At 72.1% G+C, this 17,365-nt stretch carries 17 protein-coding genes; 3 read left to right on the forward strand and 14 right to left on the reverse strand.

Going from position 1 to position 17,365, the window contains the following annotated elements; all coding sequences use genetic code 11:
* Positions 1–27 precede the first annotated feature (27 nt).
* The 8 genes from yajC to CYQ11_RS05230 all read right to left on the reverse strand — a co-directional run bounded on the left by yajC (position 28) and on the right by CYQ11_RS05230 (position 6,483).
* Positions 28–519, reverse strand: coding sequence for a preprotein translocase subunit YajC (yajC, locus tag CYQ11_RS05195; RefSeq protein WP_099197672.1), 492 nt, complete (start codon positions 517–519; stop codon positions 28–30).
* Between the two features lie 162 nt (positions 520–681).
* Positions 682–1,776, reverse strand: a complete 1,095-nt coding sequence (gene ruvB / locus CYQ11_RS05200) for a Holliday junction branch migration DNA helicase RuvB (protein ID WP_099197673.1) — start codon at positions 1,774–1,776, stop codon at positions 682–684.
* Positions 1,777–1,885: 109 nt separating this feature from the next.
* Positions 1,886–2,509, reverse strand: a complete 624-nt coding sequence (gene ruvA / locus CYQ11_RS05205; RefSeq protein ID WP_099197674.1) for a Holliday junction branch migration protein RuvA — start codon at positions 2,507–2,509, stop codon at positions 1,886–1,888.
* On the reverse strand, positions 2,506–3,057 hold the full coding sequence (gene ruvC / locus CYQ11_RS05210; RefSeq protein ID WP_099197675.1) for a crossover junction endodeoxyribonuclease RuvC: 552 nt from the start codon (positions 3,055–3,057) through the stop codon (positions 2,506–2,508). Before ruvC ends, ruvA begins: the two co-directional genes overlap by 4 nt.
* Positions 3,058–3,203: 146 nt before the next feature.
* Positions 3,204–3,956, reverse strand: coding sequence for a YebC/PmpR family DNA-binding transcriptional regulator (locus CYQ11_RS05215; protein WP_099197676.1), 753 nt, complete (start codon positions 3,954–3,956; stop codon positions 3,204–3,206).
* Positions 3,957–4,018: 62 nt separating this feature from the next.
* A complete protein-coding gene (gene pdxT, locus CYQ11_RS05220; RefSeq protein WP_099197677.1) occupies positions 4,019–4,609 on the reverse strand; it encodes a pyridoxal 5'-phosphate synthase glutaminase subunit PdxT in 591 nt (196 codons plus the stop codon).
* 96 nt (positions 4,610–4,705) lie between these two features.
* Positions 4,706–5,617, reverse strand: a complete 912-nt coding sequence (gene pdxS, locus CYQ11_RS05225) for a pyridoxal 5'-phosphate synthase lyase subunit PdxS (protein WP_181143826.1) — start codon at positions 5,615–5,617, stop codon at positions 4,706–4,708.
* A gap of 323 nt (positions 5,618–5,940) precedes the next feature.
* Positions 5,941–6,483: a hypothetical protein gene (locus tag CYQ11_RS05230; protein WP_099197679.1), complete on the reverse strand. Its 543-nt coding sequence runs from the start codon at positions 6,481–6,483 to the stop codon at positions 5,941–5,943.
* A gap of 284 nt (positions 6,484–6,767) precedes the next feature.
* Here CYQ11_RS05230 and CYQ11_RS05235 point away from each other — a divergent pair, with 284 nt between their 5' ends.
* Positions 6,768–7,406, forward strand: coding sequence for a VC0807 family protein (locus CYQ11_RS05235; RefSeq protein ID WP_240003143.1), 639 nt, complete (start codon positions 6,768–6,770; stop codon positions 7,404–7,406).
* 123 nt (positions 7,407–7,529) lie between these two features.
* Here the strand turns inward: CYQ11_RS05235 and CYQ11_RS05240 are convergent, their stop codons facing one another.
* Genes CYQ11_RS05240 through pgsA form a run of 3 tightly spaced genes read right to left on the reverse strand, consistent with a single transcriptional unit; the run spans position 7,530 to position 10,278 of the window.
* The gene (locus tag CYQ11_RS05240; RefSeq protein WP_099197681.1) at positions 7,530–8,690 is read right to left on the reverse strand and encodes a glycosyltransferase family 4 protein; all 1,161 of its coding nucleotides are present in this window, start codon (positions 8,688–8,690) and stop codon (positions 7,530–7,532) included.
* Positions 8,687–9,619, reverse strand: a complete 933-nt coding sequence (locus CYQ11_RS05245) for a phosphatidylinositol mannoside acyltransferase (RefSeq protein WP_099197682.1) — start codon at positions 9,617–9,619, stop codon at positions 8,687–8,689. The genes CYQ11_RS05240 and CYQ11_RS05245 overlap by 4 nt, the downstream gene beginning before the upstream one ends.
* A complete protein-coding gene (pgsA, locus tag CYQ11_RS05250; protein ID WP_099197683.1) occupies positions 9,616–10,278 on the reverse strand; it encodes a phosphatidylinositol phosphate synthase in 663 nt (220 codons plus the stop codon). The genes CYQ11_RS05245 and pgsA overlap by 4 nt, the downstream gene beginning before the upstream one ends.
* A 235-nt stretch (positions 10,279–10,513) precedes the next feature.
* Here pgsA and CYQ11_RS05260 point away from each other — a divergent pair, with 235 nt between their 5' ends.
* Both CYQ11_RS05260 and CYQ11_RS05265 read left to right on the forward strand, forming a co-directional pair.
* On the forward strand, positions 10,514–12,721 hold the full coding sequence (locus CYQ11_RS05260; protein WP_099197685.1) for an elongation factor G-like protein EF-G2: 2,208 nt from the start codon (positions 10,514–10,516) through the stop codon (positions 12,719–12,721).
* A 154-nt stretch (positions 12,722–12,875) separates the two neighbouring features.
* Positions 12,876–14,546, forward strand: a complete 1,671-nt coding sequence (locus tag CYQ11_RS05265) for an AbeC-like domain-containing protein (RefSeq protein ID WP_099197686.1) — start codon at positions 12,876–12,878, stop codon at positions 14,544–14,546.
* Positions 14,547–14,574: 28 nt separating this feature from the next.
* On the opposite strand, the gene CYQ11_RS05270 is transcribed toward CYQ11_RS05265, so the two are convergent.
* The 3 genes from CYQ11_RS05270 to CYQ11_RS05280 all read right to left on the reverse strand — a co-directional run bounded on the left by CYQ11_RS05270 (position 14,575) and on the right by CYQ11_RS05280 (position 17,326).
* Positions 14,575–15,834, reverse strand: coding sequence for a YncE family protein (locus tag CYQ11_RS05270; protein ID WP_398781074.1), 1,260 nt, complete (start codon positions 15,832–15,834; stop codon positions 14,575–14,577).
* Entirely contained in the window at positions 15,831–16,667 is an 837-nt protein-coding gene (locus tag CYQ11_RS05275; protein ID WP_099197687.1) for a polysaccharide deacetylase family protein, read from the reverse strand. The genes CYQ11_RS05270 and CYQ11_RS05275 overlap by 4 nt, the downstream gene beginning before the upstream one ends.
* Before the next feature lie 98 nt (positions 16,668–16,765).
* Positions 16,766–17,326, reverse strand: a complete 561-nt coding sequence (locus CYQ11_RS05280) for an HIT family protein (RefSeq protein ID WP_099197688.1) — start codon at positions 17,324–17,326, stop codon at positions 16,766–16,768.
* Positions 17,327–17,365 lie beyond the last annotated feature (39 nt).

The raw sequence follows: 17,365 nt of genomic DNA on the forward strand, positions 1-17,365 counted from the left end.
TGGGTGCTCCGCGGTTCCGGAAGAGGGTTACTTCGCGTCGGTGTCGCCGTCGCGCTTGACGTCCTTCGGCTGCGCCTCGGCCTCGGCGGACTTCTCGTCGGCCTTGTCGGCCTTGCCGGCCTCGTCAGCGGCGGCCGGGGCGGCGTCCTTGCCGAGGTCGATCTTCTTCTCGGCCGGCGCGTCGGCGTCGGTCAGCGAGGAGGCGTCGTCCGGGACGACCGGGGCGTCCTCCGGCTCCAGGCCGTGGACGATGCGGTTGTACTCGGCGTCCTCGAGGACGGCGCCGATGGCGTTCTTCGCGTAGATCGCGTGGACGCCCGGGGCGACCTCCAGCAGGACCGTGTCCTCGTTGATCTCCTTGACGGTGGCGTACATGCCGCCGATCGTCCGGACACCGGTACCCGGCTGCATCTCGTTGCGCATCTGCGCGGCCTGGCGCTGCTTGTTCTTGGCCGACCGGGTCATCAGGAACATGGCCCCGATAAGCACGATGAACGGCAGGAGAGTCACGATATTCACGGGACGGGGTTTCCTTCACACGACCGCTGGGGGCGCGGCCTGGTCTACGGGGGTGGTATGCCGCACATACGGACGGCATCGGCGGAGTCTAAGCGAGCCCGCACCTATGGAACAACGCCCAGCATGGCACCGTGGTTCCTGGCCGGACCAGTCCACGCGCCGTCACTCCCCGAAGAGACCGTGCTGGTCGGACCCGCCCGCCCCGGCCCGGCCCCCGCCCTGCTGGGGCGGCACCAGGCCCAGGTGCGACCAGGCCGCCGGGGTGGCCACCCGGCCCCTGGGCGTACGGGCGAGCAGGCCCTCGCGGACCAGGAACGGCTCGGCGACCTCCTCGACCGTCTCGCGCTCCTCCCCCACCGCGACCGCGAGCGTGGACAGGCCGACGGGGCCGCCGCCGAAGAGCTTGAGCAACGCGGTGAGCACGGCGCGGTCGAGCCGGTCCAGGCCCCGGCCGTCGACCTCGTACACCTGGAGGGCCTGGGCGGCGATCTCCTGGGTGATCACTCCGTCGGCCTTCACCTGGGCGTAGTCGCGGACCCGGCGCAGCAGGCGGTTGGCGATGCGGGGGGTGCCCCGGGAACGGCCGGCGATCTCCGCCGCGCCCTTCTCGTCTATCTCCACGTCGAGCAGCCGGGCCGAGCGGTGGACGACGCGCTGGAGCTCGGCCGGCGCGTAGAACTCCATGTGGCCGGTGAAGCCGAAGCGGTCGCGCAGCGGGGGCGGCAGCAGGCCGGCCCGGGTGGTGGCGCCGACCAGGGTGAAGGGCGGCAGCTCCAGGGGGATGGCGGTGGCGCCGGGGCCCTTGCCGACGATCACGTCGACGCGGAAGTCCTCCATGGCCATGTAGAGCATCTCCTCGGCGGGCCGGGACATGCGGTGGATCTCGTCGAGGAAGAGCACCTCCCCCTCGGTGAGGGAGGACAGGATGGCGGCGAGGTCGCCGGCGTGCTGGATGGCGGGGCCGGAGGTGATGCGGATGGGGGCGCCCATCTCCGCCGCGATGATCATGGAGAGGGTGGTCTTGCCGAGGCCGGGGGCGCCGGAGAGCAGGACGTGGTCGGCGGTGGCCCCGCGGGCGCGGGCGGCCTTGAGGACGAGGTCCAGCTGTTCGCGGACGCGCTCCTGGCCGATGAACTCGCCGAGGTCCTTGGGGCGCAGCGCGGCCTCGACGGCTTGGTCCTCGCCGTCGGCGGTGGTGCCGACGAGGCGGTCGCCCGCCGGGGGTGTGGCGTATGCGGACTCGTCGTCCCAGTTCACGGGTGAAACCTCACGGTCGCTTCTTGTCCTCGGCCGGCGGCTGCGGAGGCCGTCCGGCCTGGCGAGGACCGGTCCGGGGCCGGGCCCCGGGTGCGGGAAGGGGCAGGGCTCAGCGGGCCCGGTTCAGCGTCTGGAGGGCGGCCCGGAGCAGCTGGCCGACCTGAGGCGTACCGCCCTCGGCGAGGACGGCCTCCGCCTGCGGTCCGACGGTCGTGACGGCCTCCTCGGCCTCGCGCGCCGCGTACCCCAGACCGACCAGCGCCGCGTGCAGCTGGTCGCGCCAGCCGGACGCGGCGGCAGCCGGCGCGCCGGCGGGCCGGGCGGAGCCGACCGGCTCCCCCAGCCGGTCCTTGAGCTCCAGCAGCAGCTTCTGGGCGCCCTTCTTGCCGATGCCCGGCACGGCCGTGAGCGCCTTCTCGTCGCCGGCGGCGAAGGCCCGCCGCAGGGCGTCGGGGCTGTGCACGGCCAGCATGGCCTGGGCGAGGCGGGGCCCGACCCCGCTGGCGGTCTGGAGCAGCTCGAAGGTCTGCCGCTCGTCGTCGTCGGCGAAGCCGTAGAGAGTCAGGGAGTCCTCGCGGACCACGAGGGAGGTGGCGAGCTTGGCGTGCTGGCCGACGCGCAGCCCCGCCAGGGTGCCCGGCGTGCACTGGACGGCCATGCCGACGCCGCCGACCTCGACCACGGCGGTGTCCGGGGCGAGGGCCGCGACGGGGCCGGAGACGAAGGCGATCATCGGGTGCCCTTCGGGAGTCGTACGGGAGCGGTGGTGCGGCGGTGGGCCGCGGCGAGCTCTTGCAGCCGGCCGGCCGCCGGGGCGCGCCAGATGTGGCAGATGGCCAGGGCGAGGGCGTCGGCGGCGTCCGCCGGCTTGGGGGGCGCGTCGAGCCGCAGCAGCCGGGTGACCATCGAGCCGACCTGTGCCTTGTCGGCCCGGCCGGAGCCGGTGACGGCGGCCTTGACCTCGCTGGGGGTGTGGAGGGCGACGGGCAGCCCGCGGCGGGCGGCGCACAGCATGGCCACGGCGCTGGCCTGGGCGGTGCCCATGACCGTACGGACGTTGTGCTGACTGAACACCCGCTCCACCGCGACGTATTCGGGGCGGTGCTCGTCCAGCCACTGCTCGATGCCGCGCTCTATGAGGACGAGGCGGTCGGCGACCTCCGCGTCCGCCGGGGTGCGGACGACTCCGACGCCCCGCATGCGCAGCGGCCGGCCCGCGACGCCCTCGACCACGCCGATCCCGCATCGCGTCAGCCCCGGGTCCACGCCCAGTACGCGCATCGCGCCCCTCCCATCGGTCAACTGTTCCGGCAGGCTATCGGCCGGCACTGACAACGCCCCGTACCGACAGGACGACGGGCCGACGGGAGGCTTCCCGTCGGCCCGTCGTCACCGGATCCGTCGACCGGCCGTGCCGGCCGGTCGCGTCAGGCGTCGACCTTCGCCATGACCTCGTCGGAGACGTCGAAGTTGGCGAAGACGTTCTGGACGTCGTCGCTGTCCTCGAGCGCGTCGATGAGCTTGAAGATCTTGCGCGCGGCCTCCTCGTCCAGCTCCACCTGCATGGTGGGGACGAAGTTGGCCTCGGCCGAGTCGTAGTCGATGCCGGCCTCCTGGAGCGCGGTGCGGACCGCGACCAGGTCGGTGGCCTCGCTGAGGACCTCGAAGTTCTCGCCGAGGTCGTTGACCTCTTCGGCACCGGCGTCCAGGACGGCGCCGAGGACGTCGTCCTCGGTCAGCTCGCCCTTGGGGACGATGATGACGCCCTTGCGGTTGAACAGGTAGGACACCGAGCCCGGGTCGGCCATCGAGCCGCCGTTGCGGGTCATGGCGACGCGGACGTCGGAGGCGGCGCGGTTGCGGTTGTCGGTGAGGCACTCGATGAGGACCGCGACGCCGTTGGGGCCGTAGCCCTCGTACATGATGGTCTCGTAGTCGGCGCCGCCGGCCTCGAGGCCGCCACCGCGCTTGACCGCGGAGTCGATGTTCTTGTTGGGAACCGACTGCTTCTTCGCCTTCTGGATGGCGTCGTAGAGCGTCGGGTTGCCCTCGATGTCGACGCCACCCATGCGGGCCGCGACCTCGATGTTCTTGATGAGCTTCGCGAAGAGCTTGCCGCGCTTGGCGTCGATCACGGCCTTCTTGTGCTTCGTCGTAGCCCATTTAGAGTGGCCGGACATCCGCCTGTCTCCTTCGCGTAACCAAATCCGTAACGAACGACAGAGATCCTACCGGGATCCCGCTACTGGGCCGCGCGCACCATGTCCACGAACAGCGCGTGCACCCGGTGATCGCCGGTGAGCTCCGGGTGGAAGGACGTGGCCAGCACGTTTCCCTGCCGGACGGCGACCGTGTGGCCGTCGTAGGTGGCGACGACCTCCACCTGGGCACCCACGGACTCGACCCACGGGGCACGGATGAACACGCCCTCGACGGGGCCGCCTTCGACGCCCGCCATCTCGACGGACGCCTCAAAGGACTCGTTCTGCCGGCCGAAGGCGTTGCGACGGACGATCATGTCGATGCCACCGAGGGTCTCCTGGTCCTCGCGTCCGTCCAGGAGCTTGTCCGCCAGCATGATCATGCCGGCGCAGGTGCCGTAGACAGGCATGCCGGCCCGGACGCGCTCCCGCAGCGGCTCCAGCATGCCGAAGGCGACCGCCAGCTTGGACATCGTGGTGGACTCGCCGCCGGGGATGACCAGGCCGTCGACCTCGGCCAGTTCCTCGGGGCGGCGCACCGGCCGGGCCAGCGCGTCGGCGGAGGCGAGGGCCACGAGATGCTCGCGCACGTCGCCCTGGAGGGCGAGGACGCCGATGGTGGGGGTGGACACGGTGAGGACCTCTCAGGTGTACGACCGGCGGCGGGCGGCCCGCGGCGGGTGCCGCGGACCGCCCTGCCGGGAGGAGACTGCGTGGGCCGGCCGGGACTACCAGCCGCGGTTGGCGTACCGCTCGGCCTCGGGCAGGGTGTCGCAGTTGATGCCGACCATGGCCTCGCCCAGGTTGCGGGAGGCGTCCGCGATGATCTTCGGGTCGTCGTAGAAGGTGGTGGCCTTCACGATGGCGGCGGCGCGCTTGGCCGGGTCACCCGACTTGAAGATGCCGGAGCCGACGAAGACGCCCTCAGCGCCCAGCTGACGCATCAGCGCGGCGTCGGCCGGGGTGGCCACACCACCGGCGGAGAACAGCACGACGGGCAGCTTGCCCAGCTCGGCGACCTCCTTGACCAGCTCGTAGGGGGCGCGCAGGTCCTTGGCGGCGGCGTACAGCTCGTTGTTGTCGAAGCCGCGCAGCTTGGCGATCTCGTTCTTGATCTGACGCAGGTGACGCACGGCCTCGACGACGTTGCCCGTGCCGGCCTCGCCCTTGGAGCGGATCATGGCCGCGCCCTCGGCGATGCGGCGCAGGGCCTCGCCCAGGTTGGTGGCGCCGCAGACGAAGGGGGTGGTGAAGGCCCACTTGTCGGAGTGGTTGACCTCGTCCGCGGGGGTGAGGACCTCGGACTCGTCGATGTAGTCGACACCGAGGGACTGCAGGACCTGGGCCTCGACGAAGTGGCCGATGCGGGACTTGGCCATGACCGGGATGGAGACGGCGCCGATGATCTCTTCGATCATGTTCGGGTCGGACATCCGGGCCACGCCGCCGTCCTTGCGGATGTCGGCCGGAACCCGCTCCAGGGCCATGACCGCCACCGCGCCCGCGTCCTCGGCGATCTTCGCCTGCTCGGCGTTGACGACGTCCATGATCACGCCGCCCTTGAGCTGCTCGGCCATGCCGCGCTTGACGCGCGCGGTGCCGGTCTCGGGAGTCTGGGGCGTGGTGGAAGTGGACACGATGTGACCTCACTAATCAAGGGCGGTGATGCTGCAGGGTCATCAAACCGACCTCGGGTGGCTCGAAAAAAGGGCCAATTCAAGGACGGTGGCTTGTCGCCGGTTGATCGGCGCGGGCGTCGCGGACGCGGTCGGCGAGGCCGGCGCCCTGGCCAGGGCGGGGTCCCGGCGCCCTGCCCCCGCCGACACGACTCACGGTGCCGCCGCCGAAAGGGCTCGCGGTGCCCCGGCCGCGTGGCCCACCGGTGCCGTTGACCGGGTCACCGGCGCCGCTGACCTGTGGCTCGCCGACGCCGTCTCCGCGTGCTTCGGCCGTCGGCCGGCGGTCAGCGGCCGTTGCGGTCGCCGAGCGCGAGCGGAGGCTCGTCGTCCATCTCGAAGGCCAGGGGGAAGGGCGCGTGCCCCGCCAGCCGGAACCAGCGCACCTTGCGGTGCCTGCGCAACGCCCGGGCCGCCCGGACCGAGTCGTTGTGGAACCGCCGGGCCATCGGCACCCGGCGCACGGCCTGCGTCAGCTCCTCCAGCGACTCCTCGCCGCCGGGTGCCTGCCGGACCTCTTCGACCTGCGGCGTCTCCGCGAAGACCGCCCGCAGCGCCTGGCTCAGCTCGCTCTCGGCCACCTCGCGGTGCTCCTCCTCGGCCTGCCGTGCGGCGTGGGCGGCCTGGTAGAGCACGATCGAGGCCGCCGGGTCGAGGACCCCGGCGGTGGCGAGCTCCTGGGCGACCGAGGCGCGCCGCAGCAGCTGGGCGTCCAGGGCGGCGCGGGCCGCGTCGATGCGGCTGTGCAGCCGGTCCAGGCGGCCCGCGGTCCAGCTCAGGTAGATGCCGATGAGGACCAGGGCGGCCGCGATCCAGATCAAAGTGGTCACGCCGGGTCACAGTACCGGGCCGGGACGTCTCCACCTCGGGGTGGAGACGCGGGTGGAGGGCGCCGGGCGGAGAACCGACCCTGGCTCCGATCCGTCTGCACCCGGCCCGGCCCTAACTTCGAGGCAGAGGCCGACAGCGGGTCGGATGGAGAGCCGGAGACGACGGGCGGGCGGCAAGCCGGGCGGAAGGGCTTGGGGCCGGCTCGCCGGACCGGGTAGCGGAGGCACCGATGGGAACCGTGGCATCGCATGGAGCGCGCTCCACTCGCGCGCTCCTCGTCCCCTTGTCCGTCAATGTGCTCCTCCCGCTCGCGCTGTATTACGCGCTGCGGGCCCAGGGCACGGCGCAGTGGCAGGCGCTGCTGTTGAGCGGCGTGATACCGGCGGCGCACGCGTTGGGCAGCGCGGTCGTGCGGCGCCGCGTGGAGTTCTTCGACTTCCTCGTGGTCGTGCTGCTGGCCATATCGGCGGCCACCTCCCTGATCAGCGGCGATCCGCGGGTGCTGCTGCTGAAGGACGCCGGGCTGCCGGCGGTGCTGGGGCTGTGGATCCTCGGCACGCTGGGGGTCTCGCGGCCCTTCGCCTTCACCTTCGGCGGGGCGCTGCGGGACCGGGCGGGCGCCGAGGCGGCGGAGCTGGCCTGGCGGGACCGGCCCGAGTTCCGCGAGGCGCTGCGGGGGCTCACGGTGGTGTGGGGCTGTGGGCAGCTGCTGGACGCGGCCCTCAGCACGGTGGCCGCGCTGACGCTGCCGGTCGATGTGGTCCCGGTGATAGGCCGGTTCCAGTCGGTCGCGCTGCTGGGGCTGGTGGCCGTGATCACCGTCCGGCGCAGCCGTGGCTTCCACGCGCGGCACGGGATATCCCTGTTCGGGGTGCGTGCCGTCGCCGAGGAGCCGCAGGCGGAGGTAGCCGTCCGCCCATGAGCACGGCCGGGCCGCCCACGGGGGTGGTGGCCCGGCCGACCCAACGTGACCGGGGCGCCGGCTCGCCGGCCCGGCCCGGGGCGACCGCCTCCCGCGCCCGGTCCGGCTCGGCCCAGGGCCCCCCTAGTCCCGGGCGAGGCCGAAGCGGGCGCGCAGGCTGATGCGTTCGTCGGTGGCGACGGAGGCTGCGCCGTCCGTCACCGTCTCGTAGACGGCCAGGATGTCGGAGCCCACCGTCGACCAGTCGAAGCGGCGCACGTGCGCGCTGCCCCGCTCGCTCAGCTCGGCCCGGCGCTCGGGGGCGCCGAGGAGCCGGACGGCGGCGGTGGCGAGGGCGTCGGCGTCCTCGTTGGCGAACAGCTCGCCCGCCGCACCCCGGTCGAGCACCTGGGCGAAGGCGTCGAGGTCGCTGGCGAGCACGGGAGCTCCGGCTGACATGGCCTCGACGAGGATGATGCCGAAGGACTCGCCGCCCGTATTGGGCGCCACGTAGACGTCGACGCTGCGCAGCAGTCGGGCCTTGTCCTCGTCGCTGACCATGCCGAGGAACTCGACGCTGGCCCGCATCTCGGGGGGCAGCCCGGCGACGGCCTCCTTCTCGTCACCGCGCCCGGCCACGAGGAGCCGGGTGCCGGGGCGCTCGGCGAGGATGGCGGGAAGGGCGCGCATCAGCACGGGCAGGCCCTTGCGGGGCTCGTCGATCCGGCCGATGAAGCCGATGGTTCCGCCCTGCCACTCCGGCTTGGGCTCGGCCCCGGCGAAGAAGCCCACGTCGACGCCGTTGGGAATGACCACGGCGTCGCCGCCCAGGTGCTCGACCAGGGTCCTGCGGGCGTATTCGCTCACCGCGATGCGCGCGCTGATCTTCTCCAGGGCGGGCTGGAGGATCGGGTAGGCCGCGATCATGGCGCGGGAGCGGGGGTTGGAGGTGTGGAAGGTCGCCACGATGGGCCCCTGTGCGGCCCAGCAGGACAGCAGGCCCAGGGACGGGGAGGTGGGCTCGTGGATGTGGATGACGTCGAAGTCGCCCTCGTGCAGCCAGCGGCGCACGCGCGCGGCGGAGAGGAAGCCGAAGTTCAGACGGGCCACCGAGCCGTTGTAGGGCACGGGCACGGCGCGGCCCGCCGAGACGACGAAGGGCGGCAGGGGCGTGTCGTCGTCGGCCGGCGCCAGGACCGACACCTCGTGGCCCAGCCGGATGAGGTGCTCGGCGAGGTCACGGATGTGGAACTGCACGCCACCCGGTACGTCCCACGAATACGGGCAGACGATCCCGATCCTCAAGGCTTCTCCGTTCCCGGGCTCTGGTCGGAGGCGGGCCGGGGCGGCCGGTGGAGATCGGCGAGCCACAGCCGCTGGAGCATGTGCCAGTCCTGCGGGTGTTCCTTGATGCCCGAGGCGAAGGCGTCGGCCAGGTGCTGGGTCATCACGGCCGCCTTCTCCGCGCGGGTGCCGGACGCGGGCACCTCCAGGGGCGGGTGGACCTGGCCCCGCATGACCGGCGACTGGTCGTACCAGAGGGTCACCGGCAGCAGCAGGGCGCCGGTCTGCACCGCGAGCATGGCCGGGCCGGCGGGCATCTTGGCCGCCTCACCGAAGAACTCGACCTCTATCCCGGAGGAGGACAGATCACGGTCGGCCACCAGACAGACCAGGCCCCCGGACCGCAGGCGGCGGGCGAGGGTGCCGAAGGCGCTGCCGCCGGCGTGCGGCAGGACCTCCATGCCCAGGCCCTCGCGGTAGGCCACGAAGCGGTCGTAGAGCGTCTCCGGCTTGAGCCGCTCGGCCACGGTGGTGAAGGGGACGCCGAGGCGGGTGGTGACCCAGGCGCCGGCAAGGTCGTAGTTGCCCATGTGGGGCAGCGCGAGGACCACGCCGCGGCCGCTGGCCAGGGCCTCCTCCAGGTGGTGGAGGTCCTGCGGGGCGAAGCCGGTGCGGATGCGTTCCTTGCTCCAGGCCGGCAGACGGAAGGACTCCATCCAGTAGCGCATGTAGGAGCGCATGCCCTCCCGCGACAGCTCGGACAGCCGCGCGGGCCCGGCGTCGGGTACGACCCGGGCGAGGTTGCTCTCCAGACGGCGCACGCCCGCGCCGCGCCGCCGCCAGGCCGTGTCGGCGATCCGCCGGCCCAGTGCGGCAGCCACGGGTTCCGGCAGGGTCTTGACCGTGCCCCACCCGAGTCCGTACAGCGCGTCGGTCAGCCGCTCCTTCACCCGGTCTCGCCCCCGCCCACCGTCACGGCGGCGTCCGCCTCAGCGGACTCCCGGCGGACGGTGACCACGCGCTGGATCAGGGTGACGAGGCTGCCGACGGCCACGATCCACAGCGCGATGGGCAGGAGCTTGTCGATGTGCGGGACACCGAAGGCGTGCAGCCCCGAGAGGCCACAGGCCACCAGCGAGATCACGAGCCGCTCGGCGCGCTCGACGAGGCCGTTGACGTTGACGGGCAGGCCGATGCTCTCGCCGCGCGCCTTGGTGTACGAGACCACCTGGCCGCTGGCCAGGCAGAAGATGGCCACCGCGCACACGATCAGGCTGTCACCGCGCCCGGCGTACCACAGGGCCAGACCGCCGAAGATCGCCGAGTCGGCGACCCGGTCGAGGGTCGAGTCGAGGAAGGCGCCCCAGCGGCTGGAGCGGCCCAGCTGGCGGGCCATGTTGCCGTCGACCAGATCCGAGAAGACGAACAGGGTGATGACCACCGTGCCCCAGAAGAACTCCCCCTGGGGGTAGAAGACCAGTGCGCCCGCCACCACACCACCGGTACCGATGAGGGTCACCGCGTCGGGGCTGACGCCCAGGCGAATGAGCAGGGCGGCGAACGGCGTGAGAACACGCGTGAAGAAAGCACGCGCGTACTTGTTCAGCATGGCCTTCCCGGAGGGTCGTGAGCGGGCCGGGTGGTCGGAAGGCCACCGGCTGGCCCATCGTAGCCAGGCCGCCCGGGCGCTCCGCGCACACCGTCGCTCCCCGGCCGCCGCAAGCCCGCGGGCGCTCCCCCCAGGGGGCGGACGGTTGCACCCGCGTGTGCGACGTATGGACGCAGCGTGACCACGGTGGAAAGCTCGAAGGACCGCAGGTGTCGACGACCGGGAGGCGAGACACATGGGCGAGAAGACCACCACACACCCAGGGGCCGCGGGCAGAGCAGTGACGGCCGACCGGCCGGGCGACATTCGCAACGTGGTGCTGGTCGGCCACAGTGGTTCGGGAAAGACGACGCTGATCGAGGCGCTGGCCCTGGCGACGGGCGCGGTCAACCGCGCCGGCCGCGTGGAGGACGGCGCGTCGGTGTCGGACTACGACGAGATCGAACACCGCCAGCAGCGCTCGGTGCAGCTGTCGCTGGTGCCCGTCGAATGGGCGGGCATCAAGATCAATCTGTTGGACACCCCCGGCTACGCCGACTTCGTCGGCGAGCTGAGGGCCGGTCTGCGGGGAGCGGATGCGGCCCTCTTCGTCGTCTCGGCGGCGGAGGGCACCGAAGGCATCACCGGCGCGACCCGCATGGTGTGGGAGGAGTGCGCGGCGGTCGGCATGCCCCGCGCCATCGTGGTGACGCACCTGGAGGCGGCCCGCGCCGACTTCGACGAGATGACCGAGACCTGCCGCACCGCCTTCGGCGGTGACTCCCCCGACAGTGTGCTCCCCCTCTACCTCCCCCTGCACGGGGCCGAGGGAGCCGACGGGCACCGCCCCGTCGCCGGGCTCATCGGGCTGCTCACCCAGCGCGTCTTCGACTACTCCTCGGGGACCCGCACCGAGCGCGAGCCCGACCCCGAGCAGCTGCCGAGGATCGAGGAGGCCCGCAACGCGCTCATAGAGGGGATCATCGCCGAGAGCGAGGACGAGACCCTCATGGACCGCTACCTCGGCGGCGAGGACATCGACGTCAAGACCCTCATCGAGGACCTGGAGCGAGCCGTCGCGCGCGGCAGCTTCCACCCCGTCCTCGCCGCCGCGCCGGCGGCCGAGGGCGCCCGCCAGGGCCTGGGCACCGTGGAACTGCTGGAGCTCGTCACCGGCGGCTTCCCCACCCCGTACGACCATCCCGCCCCCGCCGTCACCACCCCCGACGGCGCCGCGCGCCCGGCCCTCGCCTGCGACCCCGCGGGCCCCCTGGCCGCCGAGGTGATCAAAACCGCCTCGGACCCCTATGTCGGCCGGATCTCCCTGGTCCGCGTCTTCTCCGGCACCCTGCGCCCCGACGAGACCGTGCACGTCTCGGGCCACGGCCTGGAGGACCGCGGCCATGAGAGCCACGACGTCGACGAACGCATCGGCGCCCTCTCCTCACCCTTCGGCAAGCACCAGCGCCAGCTGGCACAGGCCATCGCCGGTGACATCGCCTGCGTCGCCAAGCTCACCCGGGCCGAGACCGGCGACACCCTCTCCGACCGCAGCGACCCGTTGCTGATGGAGCCCTGGCTGATGCCGGACCCCCTGCTGCCCGTCGCCATCCAGGCACACAGCAAGGCGGACGAGGACAAGCTCTCGCAGGGCCTGGCCCGGCTGGTGGCCGAGGACCCGACCATGCGGCTGGAACAGAACCCGCAGACCCACCAGGTCGTGCTGTGGTGCCTGGGCGAGGCCCACCGGGACGTCGCCCTGGAGCGGCTGCGCACCCGCTACGGCGTCCAGGTCGACATCGTGCCCCACAAGGTCTCCCTCCGGGAGACCTTCGCCTCCCGGGCGGGCGGCCGCGGCCGCCATGTCAAGCAGTCCGGCGGCCACGGCCAGTACGCCATCTGTGAGATCGAGGTCGAACCGCTGCCCGGCGGCTCCGGCATCGAGTTCGTCGACAAGGTCGTGGGCGGCGCCGTGCCCCGCCAGTTCATCCCCTCGGTCGAGAAGGGCGTGCGTGCCCAGGCCGCCCGCGGCGTCGCCGCCGGCTATCCGCTGGTCGACGTGCGGGTCACCCTCCTGGACGGCAAGGCCCACTCGGTGGACTCCTCCGACGCCGCCTTCCAGACCGCCGGCGCGCTCGCCCTGCGCGAGGCCGCCGCGGAGGCCCGCATCCACCTCCTCGAACCGGTGGCGGACGTACGCGTCCTGGTGCCGGACGACTACGTGGGACCGGTCATGAGCGACCTGTCCGGCCGGCGCGGCCGGGTGGTCGGCACCGAGCAGTCCGGTGCGGGCCGCACGCTCGTCCGCGCCGAGGTGCCCGAGATCGAGATCGGGCGCTACGCGGTCGACCTGCGCTCGCTCTCGCACGGCACCGGGCGGTTCAGCCGCTCCTACGCCCGGCACGAACCCATGCCGCCCCAGCTCGCGGACCGCATTCGCGAACAGGCGGAAAACGGAGCATAGTTAACAAGCCGCTCGCCCCAACTCACCCGGGGCGAGCGGCTTTCCGATCTCCCACGACAGGCGGCACCGCACACCACTACGCTGAGCATGCGGCCCATGACGCAAGCCGTGGGCGGTAGTCGGGAGCAAGCCGGCACACCGGACGTGCACGGCATTGGGGGCAGCAGTGGCAGCAGGGGACGCTATCGACTTCAGCCCGGGCGCGCAGATCCCGGTCTCCGGCGGCGCCGGCGGCACCGCGGCGACCCAGGCCCTGGCCTCCGCGGCCTACCGCGACGGCCCCGTCGACCAGCTGCTCAAGGCCAACTCCGACTGGGCCACCTCCGAGGTCAAGAAACCCCGCATCTCCCTCTTCGAGCCCGACTTCGGCGAAGCCTTCTCGCGCGCCGTGCAGCAGCGCATGCTGGCCAGCGGCCGCAAACCGCTCATCCAGTCCTTCGGCCTCGAACCCCAGGTCATCGTCGAGCACTGCCTGGCCGCCTCCCGCATCCGCAAGCAGCGCGACTCCCGGCTCACCGTCATCATGGTGGTCTTCGGACTGCTCTTCCTGCCCGGCGTGCTCCTGTGGCTCGGCGTCTTCCAGCTCCGCCGCAGCCTCGCCGGAGCCCAGGACAAGCGCGCCGGAATCCTGGGCACCGTCCTGCTGGCCGCCCTCGGCGTCATCGCCGTCATCTTCATGATCAAGATGCCGGTCGACGGCTTCTGGGGCATCTACCTGCGCGCCATGCTCATCGTCCCCCTCATCGGCGGCTACGCAGCCAAGATCACCTGCGAACGCACCGCCAAGGACCTCCGCGAACGCTGGAACGGCCTCCTCGACGGCAGCGGAATCGCCGCCAAGATCCCCGAAGCCGTCCCCCGGGACCCCGGCCACAGCACCGCCGAGCAGCTGCGCCAGAACCTGGAGCGGCTCAGCGCCGAGCAGCGCAGCAACGTCGTCTTCTACGCCGGCCCCAAGGGCATACTCGGCATGGGCACCCGCTGGGGCAGCTGGCAGCTCGCCGAGGAGATCGTCCCCGCCGACCCCGGCAAGGGCATCAACCCCTTCCGCAGCTGGGACATCGTCCGCGCCGCCCACGACCAGCTCAAGCTCCTCGAACGCACCCCCATCAACGCCGGCGGCCTCACCGCCCCCCACGTCGAGCACTGGGTCGTCTCCCCCATCGGCGAAGGCGCCGGCTCGGTCTCACGCCCCGGCGGCACCGGCGGCGACTCCTACCAGGTACGGGGCAGCCAGCTGCAGGACATCTGCGACAAGCAGCACTTCGGTAGCGGCGACCGGCACTACCTGGGCGTCCAGTTCACCCTCTGGGACGGCCAGCTGGTCATCACCCTGCTCATCAACGTCACCGTCCTGCACAAGACCCTGCGCATCGAGGTCACCGGCCACGCCCTCGGCCCCACCCACCCGCTCTTCAACGACCGGCCCAAGAAGCGGACGAAGACCGTCAAGAAGGCCGTCAAGTTCTGGGAGACCCGGGAGTTCACCCTCCCCGTCGTCCCGGTCAAGGAAGTCGTCCGCCTCGCCGCGCGCGCCCCCCTCACCTGGTACCCCCCGCTCCTGGAGCACTGGGGCGGCAAGCTCGTCCTCCCCGAGCCGTTCGGCCTCCGCCACGCCTGGGCCGACAAACCCTGGCGCCACCGCTTCATGGCCGACGACGCCATGCGCGCCGCCACGCCCGTGCTCCGCGTCGTCCACGAGGCGGCCCTGGGCGTCCTCGCCGACCACGGCGTCAGCACCGAGCGGTTCGGCAACCGCGCCACCTTCCTCAGCGGCGCGGTGCAGGACCCCACACCGCGCCAGGCCGACGTCTACAACGCCTGAGAGGGCGACGACGACCGAGGCCCGGGCCTCACCGGAAGATGCCGGTGTGGCCCAGCGAGTACCGCCCGGGCTGCGGGTACACCGCCAGCCCGTGCGGACCGGCCCCCACCGGGATCTTGGCGATCTGGTGACCGTCCTCCGTGTCGATCGCGTAGACCTCGCTGTTGTACCGGCCCGACAGCCACAGCACCTTGCCGTCCGCCGACACCCCGCCCATGTCCGGGCTGCCCCCTTCCGGCAGCTCCCACTTCTTCACCAGCTTGCGGCTCGGCAGGTCCAGCACCGAGATCGAACCCTCACCGCGGTTGGAGATGTACATCGACTTCGAGTCCCGGCTCACGTACAGGCCGTGGGCGCCCTTGCCCGTCGGCATCAGCGACGGTTCGGTGAACTTGTCCCCGTCCAGCACCCACAGACCGTCGGCCATCATGTCCGCCACGTACCAGGTCTTGCCGTCCGAAGAGATCTTCACGTCCTGAGGCATCGCCCCGTCGAACGGCAGCTTCTGCTTGGCGATCACCTTCATCCGCGCCGTGTCGACCTTCAGCAACTCCCCCGAGAACTCACACGAGACGATGAAGTACCGCCCGTCCGGCGAGAAGTCCGCGTGGTTCACCCCGAGGCAGTCCACGTGCTCGGTCTTCATCCGCTTCATCGTGTGCGCGTCACGGAAGACCAGCTCACGATCCATCGACGCCATCACCACCGCGTACTTGCCGTCCGGGGTGAAGTAGAGGTTGTACGGATCGTGCACGTCCACCGGCTTCCCGGCCTTGCCCGTGGCCGGGTCGATCGGGGTCAGCGTGTGGCCGCGGTCGTTGTTGACCCACAGGGTCTTCAGGTCCCACGACGGCACCACGTGCTGCGGCTGCTCGCCGACCGGAATCGTCTCGATCACCTTGTACGTCTTCGGATCGATGACGCTGACCGAGTCCGACTCCGTGTTCGGTACGTACACCCGCGACGGGAAGTCCTTGACCACCGGCGACAGCGCGTTGGGGCGGTCCGCCGCGTAGAGGTCGTTCGGGTCCAGCAGGGGCGGCATCCCGGGGAGCCCCTGCGGAACCCCCCGCGCCGCGCCCTGCGCACCGTGCGGCTGCTGGTCGGCCGCCTCGTCCTTGCTCGGCCCGCCGCAGCCGGCCACCAGCAGCGCGCCGACGGCCGTGAACAGCGCGACTCTGCGGGCCCCCCGCCCACGGGCACCGGAGCCGGGGCAGGACAGACGGACGAGGCGGAAGAGGCGGGAGCGGAGTCGGGGGCCAAGGCGGTGATGCGAGAACTGGATCATCGGGTCAGCAGCTCCGTAGTCGTCACCGCACGCAGGCCGCGGCGGTGCAAGCCGTCGAGGATCGCGGGCATCGCGGCGACCGTGCCGGCGTGCCCGAAGTGCAGACTCACCACCGACCCCGGCCGGACCGCGTTCAACACGGTACGCCGGACCACCTCCGCACCCGGGTCGGTGAAGTCGAGAGAGTCCACGTCGTACGACAGGACGTGGGGGTAACCGGCCTTTCGCGCCAGCCTCACCACCTGGTCGGTCGCCCGCCGCGCGCGGGACGGCCTGAACCAGCGGCCGACGCCGCCGGTCAGTCTGCGCAGGCGCTCGGCGCACTCGGCGATCTCCGCGTAGGCGGCCTTCTCGGGCATCGAGCAGACCGCGAGGTGCCGCATCGTGTGATTGCCCAGCTCGTGCCCGCCGTCCAGCACCCGGCGGGCCATCTGCGGCTCGGCGTCGAGCCAGTCGCCGACCGCGAGCACGGTCACCCGCGCCCCGGCCCGCTCCGCCTCGGCGAGCACCGCCGTGGCCGACTTGGGGTCGCCCCGGCCGTGGAAGGTGAGCGCCACCGCGCGGCCCCGGCGCGGACCGTTCTCGATCTGTGCGGGCAACCCCGGCGGCAGCCCGGGCAGCAGCAACGGCGGTCCCGGCGTGGGGGCGGAGGCCCGGGGCCGGCCACCCGTGCCCCTCGGCGCGGGCGTCGTCGGCGCGGGCGTACGCGGCGAGGCCCCGGCGGCCACGGTCCGGCCGCCCTCGCCACAGCCAGCGACGCCGCCGCCGACGGCCCCCGCCAGGGCGCCACCGGCGGCCGCGCGCAGCACGGTGCGACGGTGTAGGAAGGTCACCGCACCATTAGAGCTTCTTTAAAAAGAATTGGTGCGATTTGCCCGTTTTTGTGCAGTGCGTGTCCCGTCCGGTCGTCATACGACCGGTTCCCGCCCTCTCAGACGGTCGGCCAGACGTCGGCCAGCATCTTGCGCGTGTCCGCGAGCAACTGCGGCAGGACCTTGGTGTGGCCGATCACCGGCAGGAAGTTGGTGTCGCCGCCCCACCGCGGGACGACGTGCTGGTGCAGGTGGGCGGCGATGCCGGCGCCCGCCACCGAACCCTGGTTCATGCCGATGTTGAAACCGTGCGCCCCGGACGCCTCCCGCAGGGCCCGCATCGCCCGCTTGGTGTAGGCCGCCAGCTCGACCGTCTCGGCCTCGTCCAGCTCGGTGTAGTCGGCGACGTGCCGGAACGGGACGACCATGAGGTGCCCGCCGTTGTACGGATACAGGTTGAGCACGGCGTAGACGAGTTCGCCGCGGGCCACGATCAGCCCGTCCTCGTCGCTCTTGGCCGGAATCGAGCAGAACGGGCACCCGTCGTCGGCCCCGGGGCCGGTGGGCTTGCCCTCACCCTGGATGTAGGCCATCCGATGAGGCGTCCACAGACGCTGGAAGGCGTCCGGCGCCCCTACTCCGAACTGCTGCTCCGGCTCACTCGTCATGCTCAGAAGCATAGGCGCCCGCGTGGGGGCGAACGCAGAGAGGGGCGGCCC

This window comes from Streptomyces cinnamoneus (assembly GCF_002939475.1).
Taxonomy (GTDB): Bacteria; Actinomycetota; Actinomycetes; order Streptomycetales; family Streptomycetaceae; genus Streptomyces; species Streptomyces cinnamoneus_A.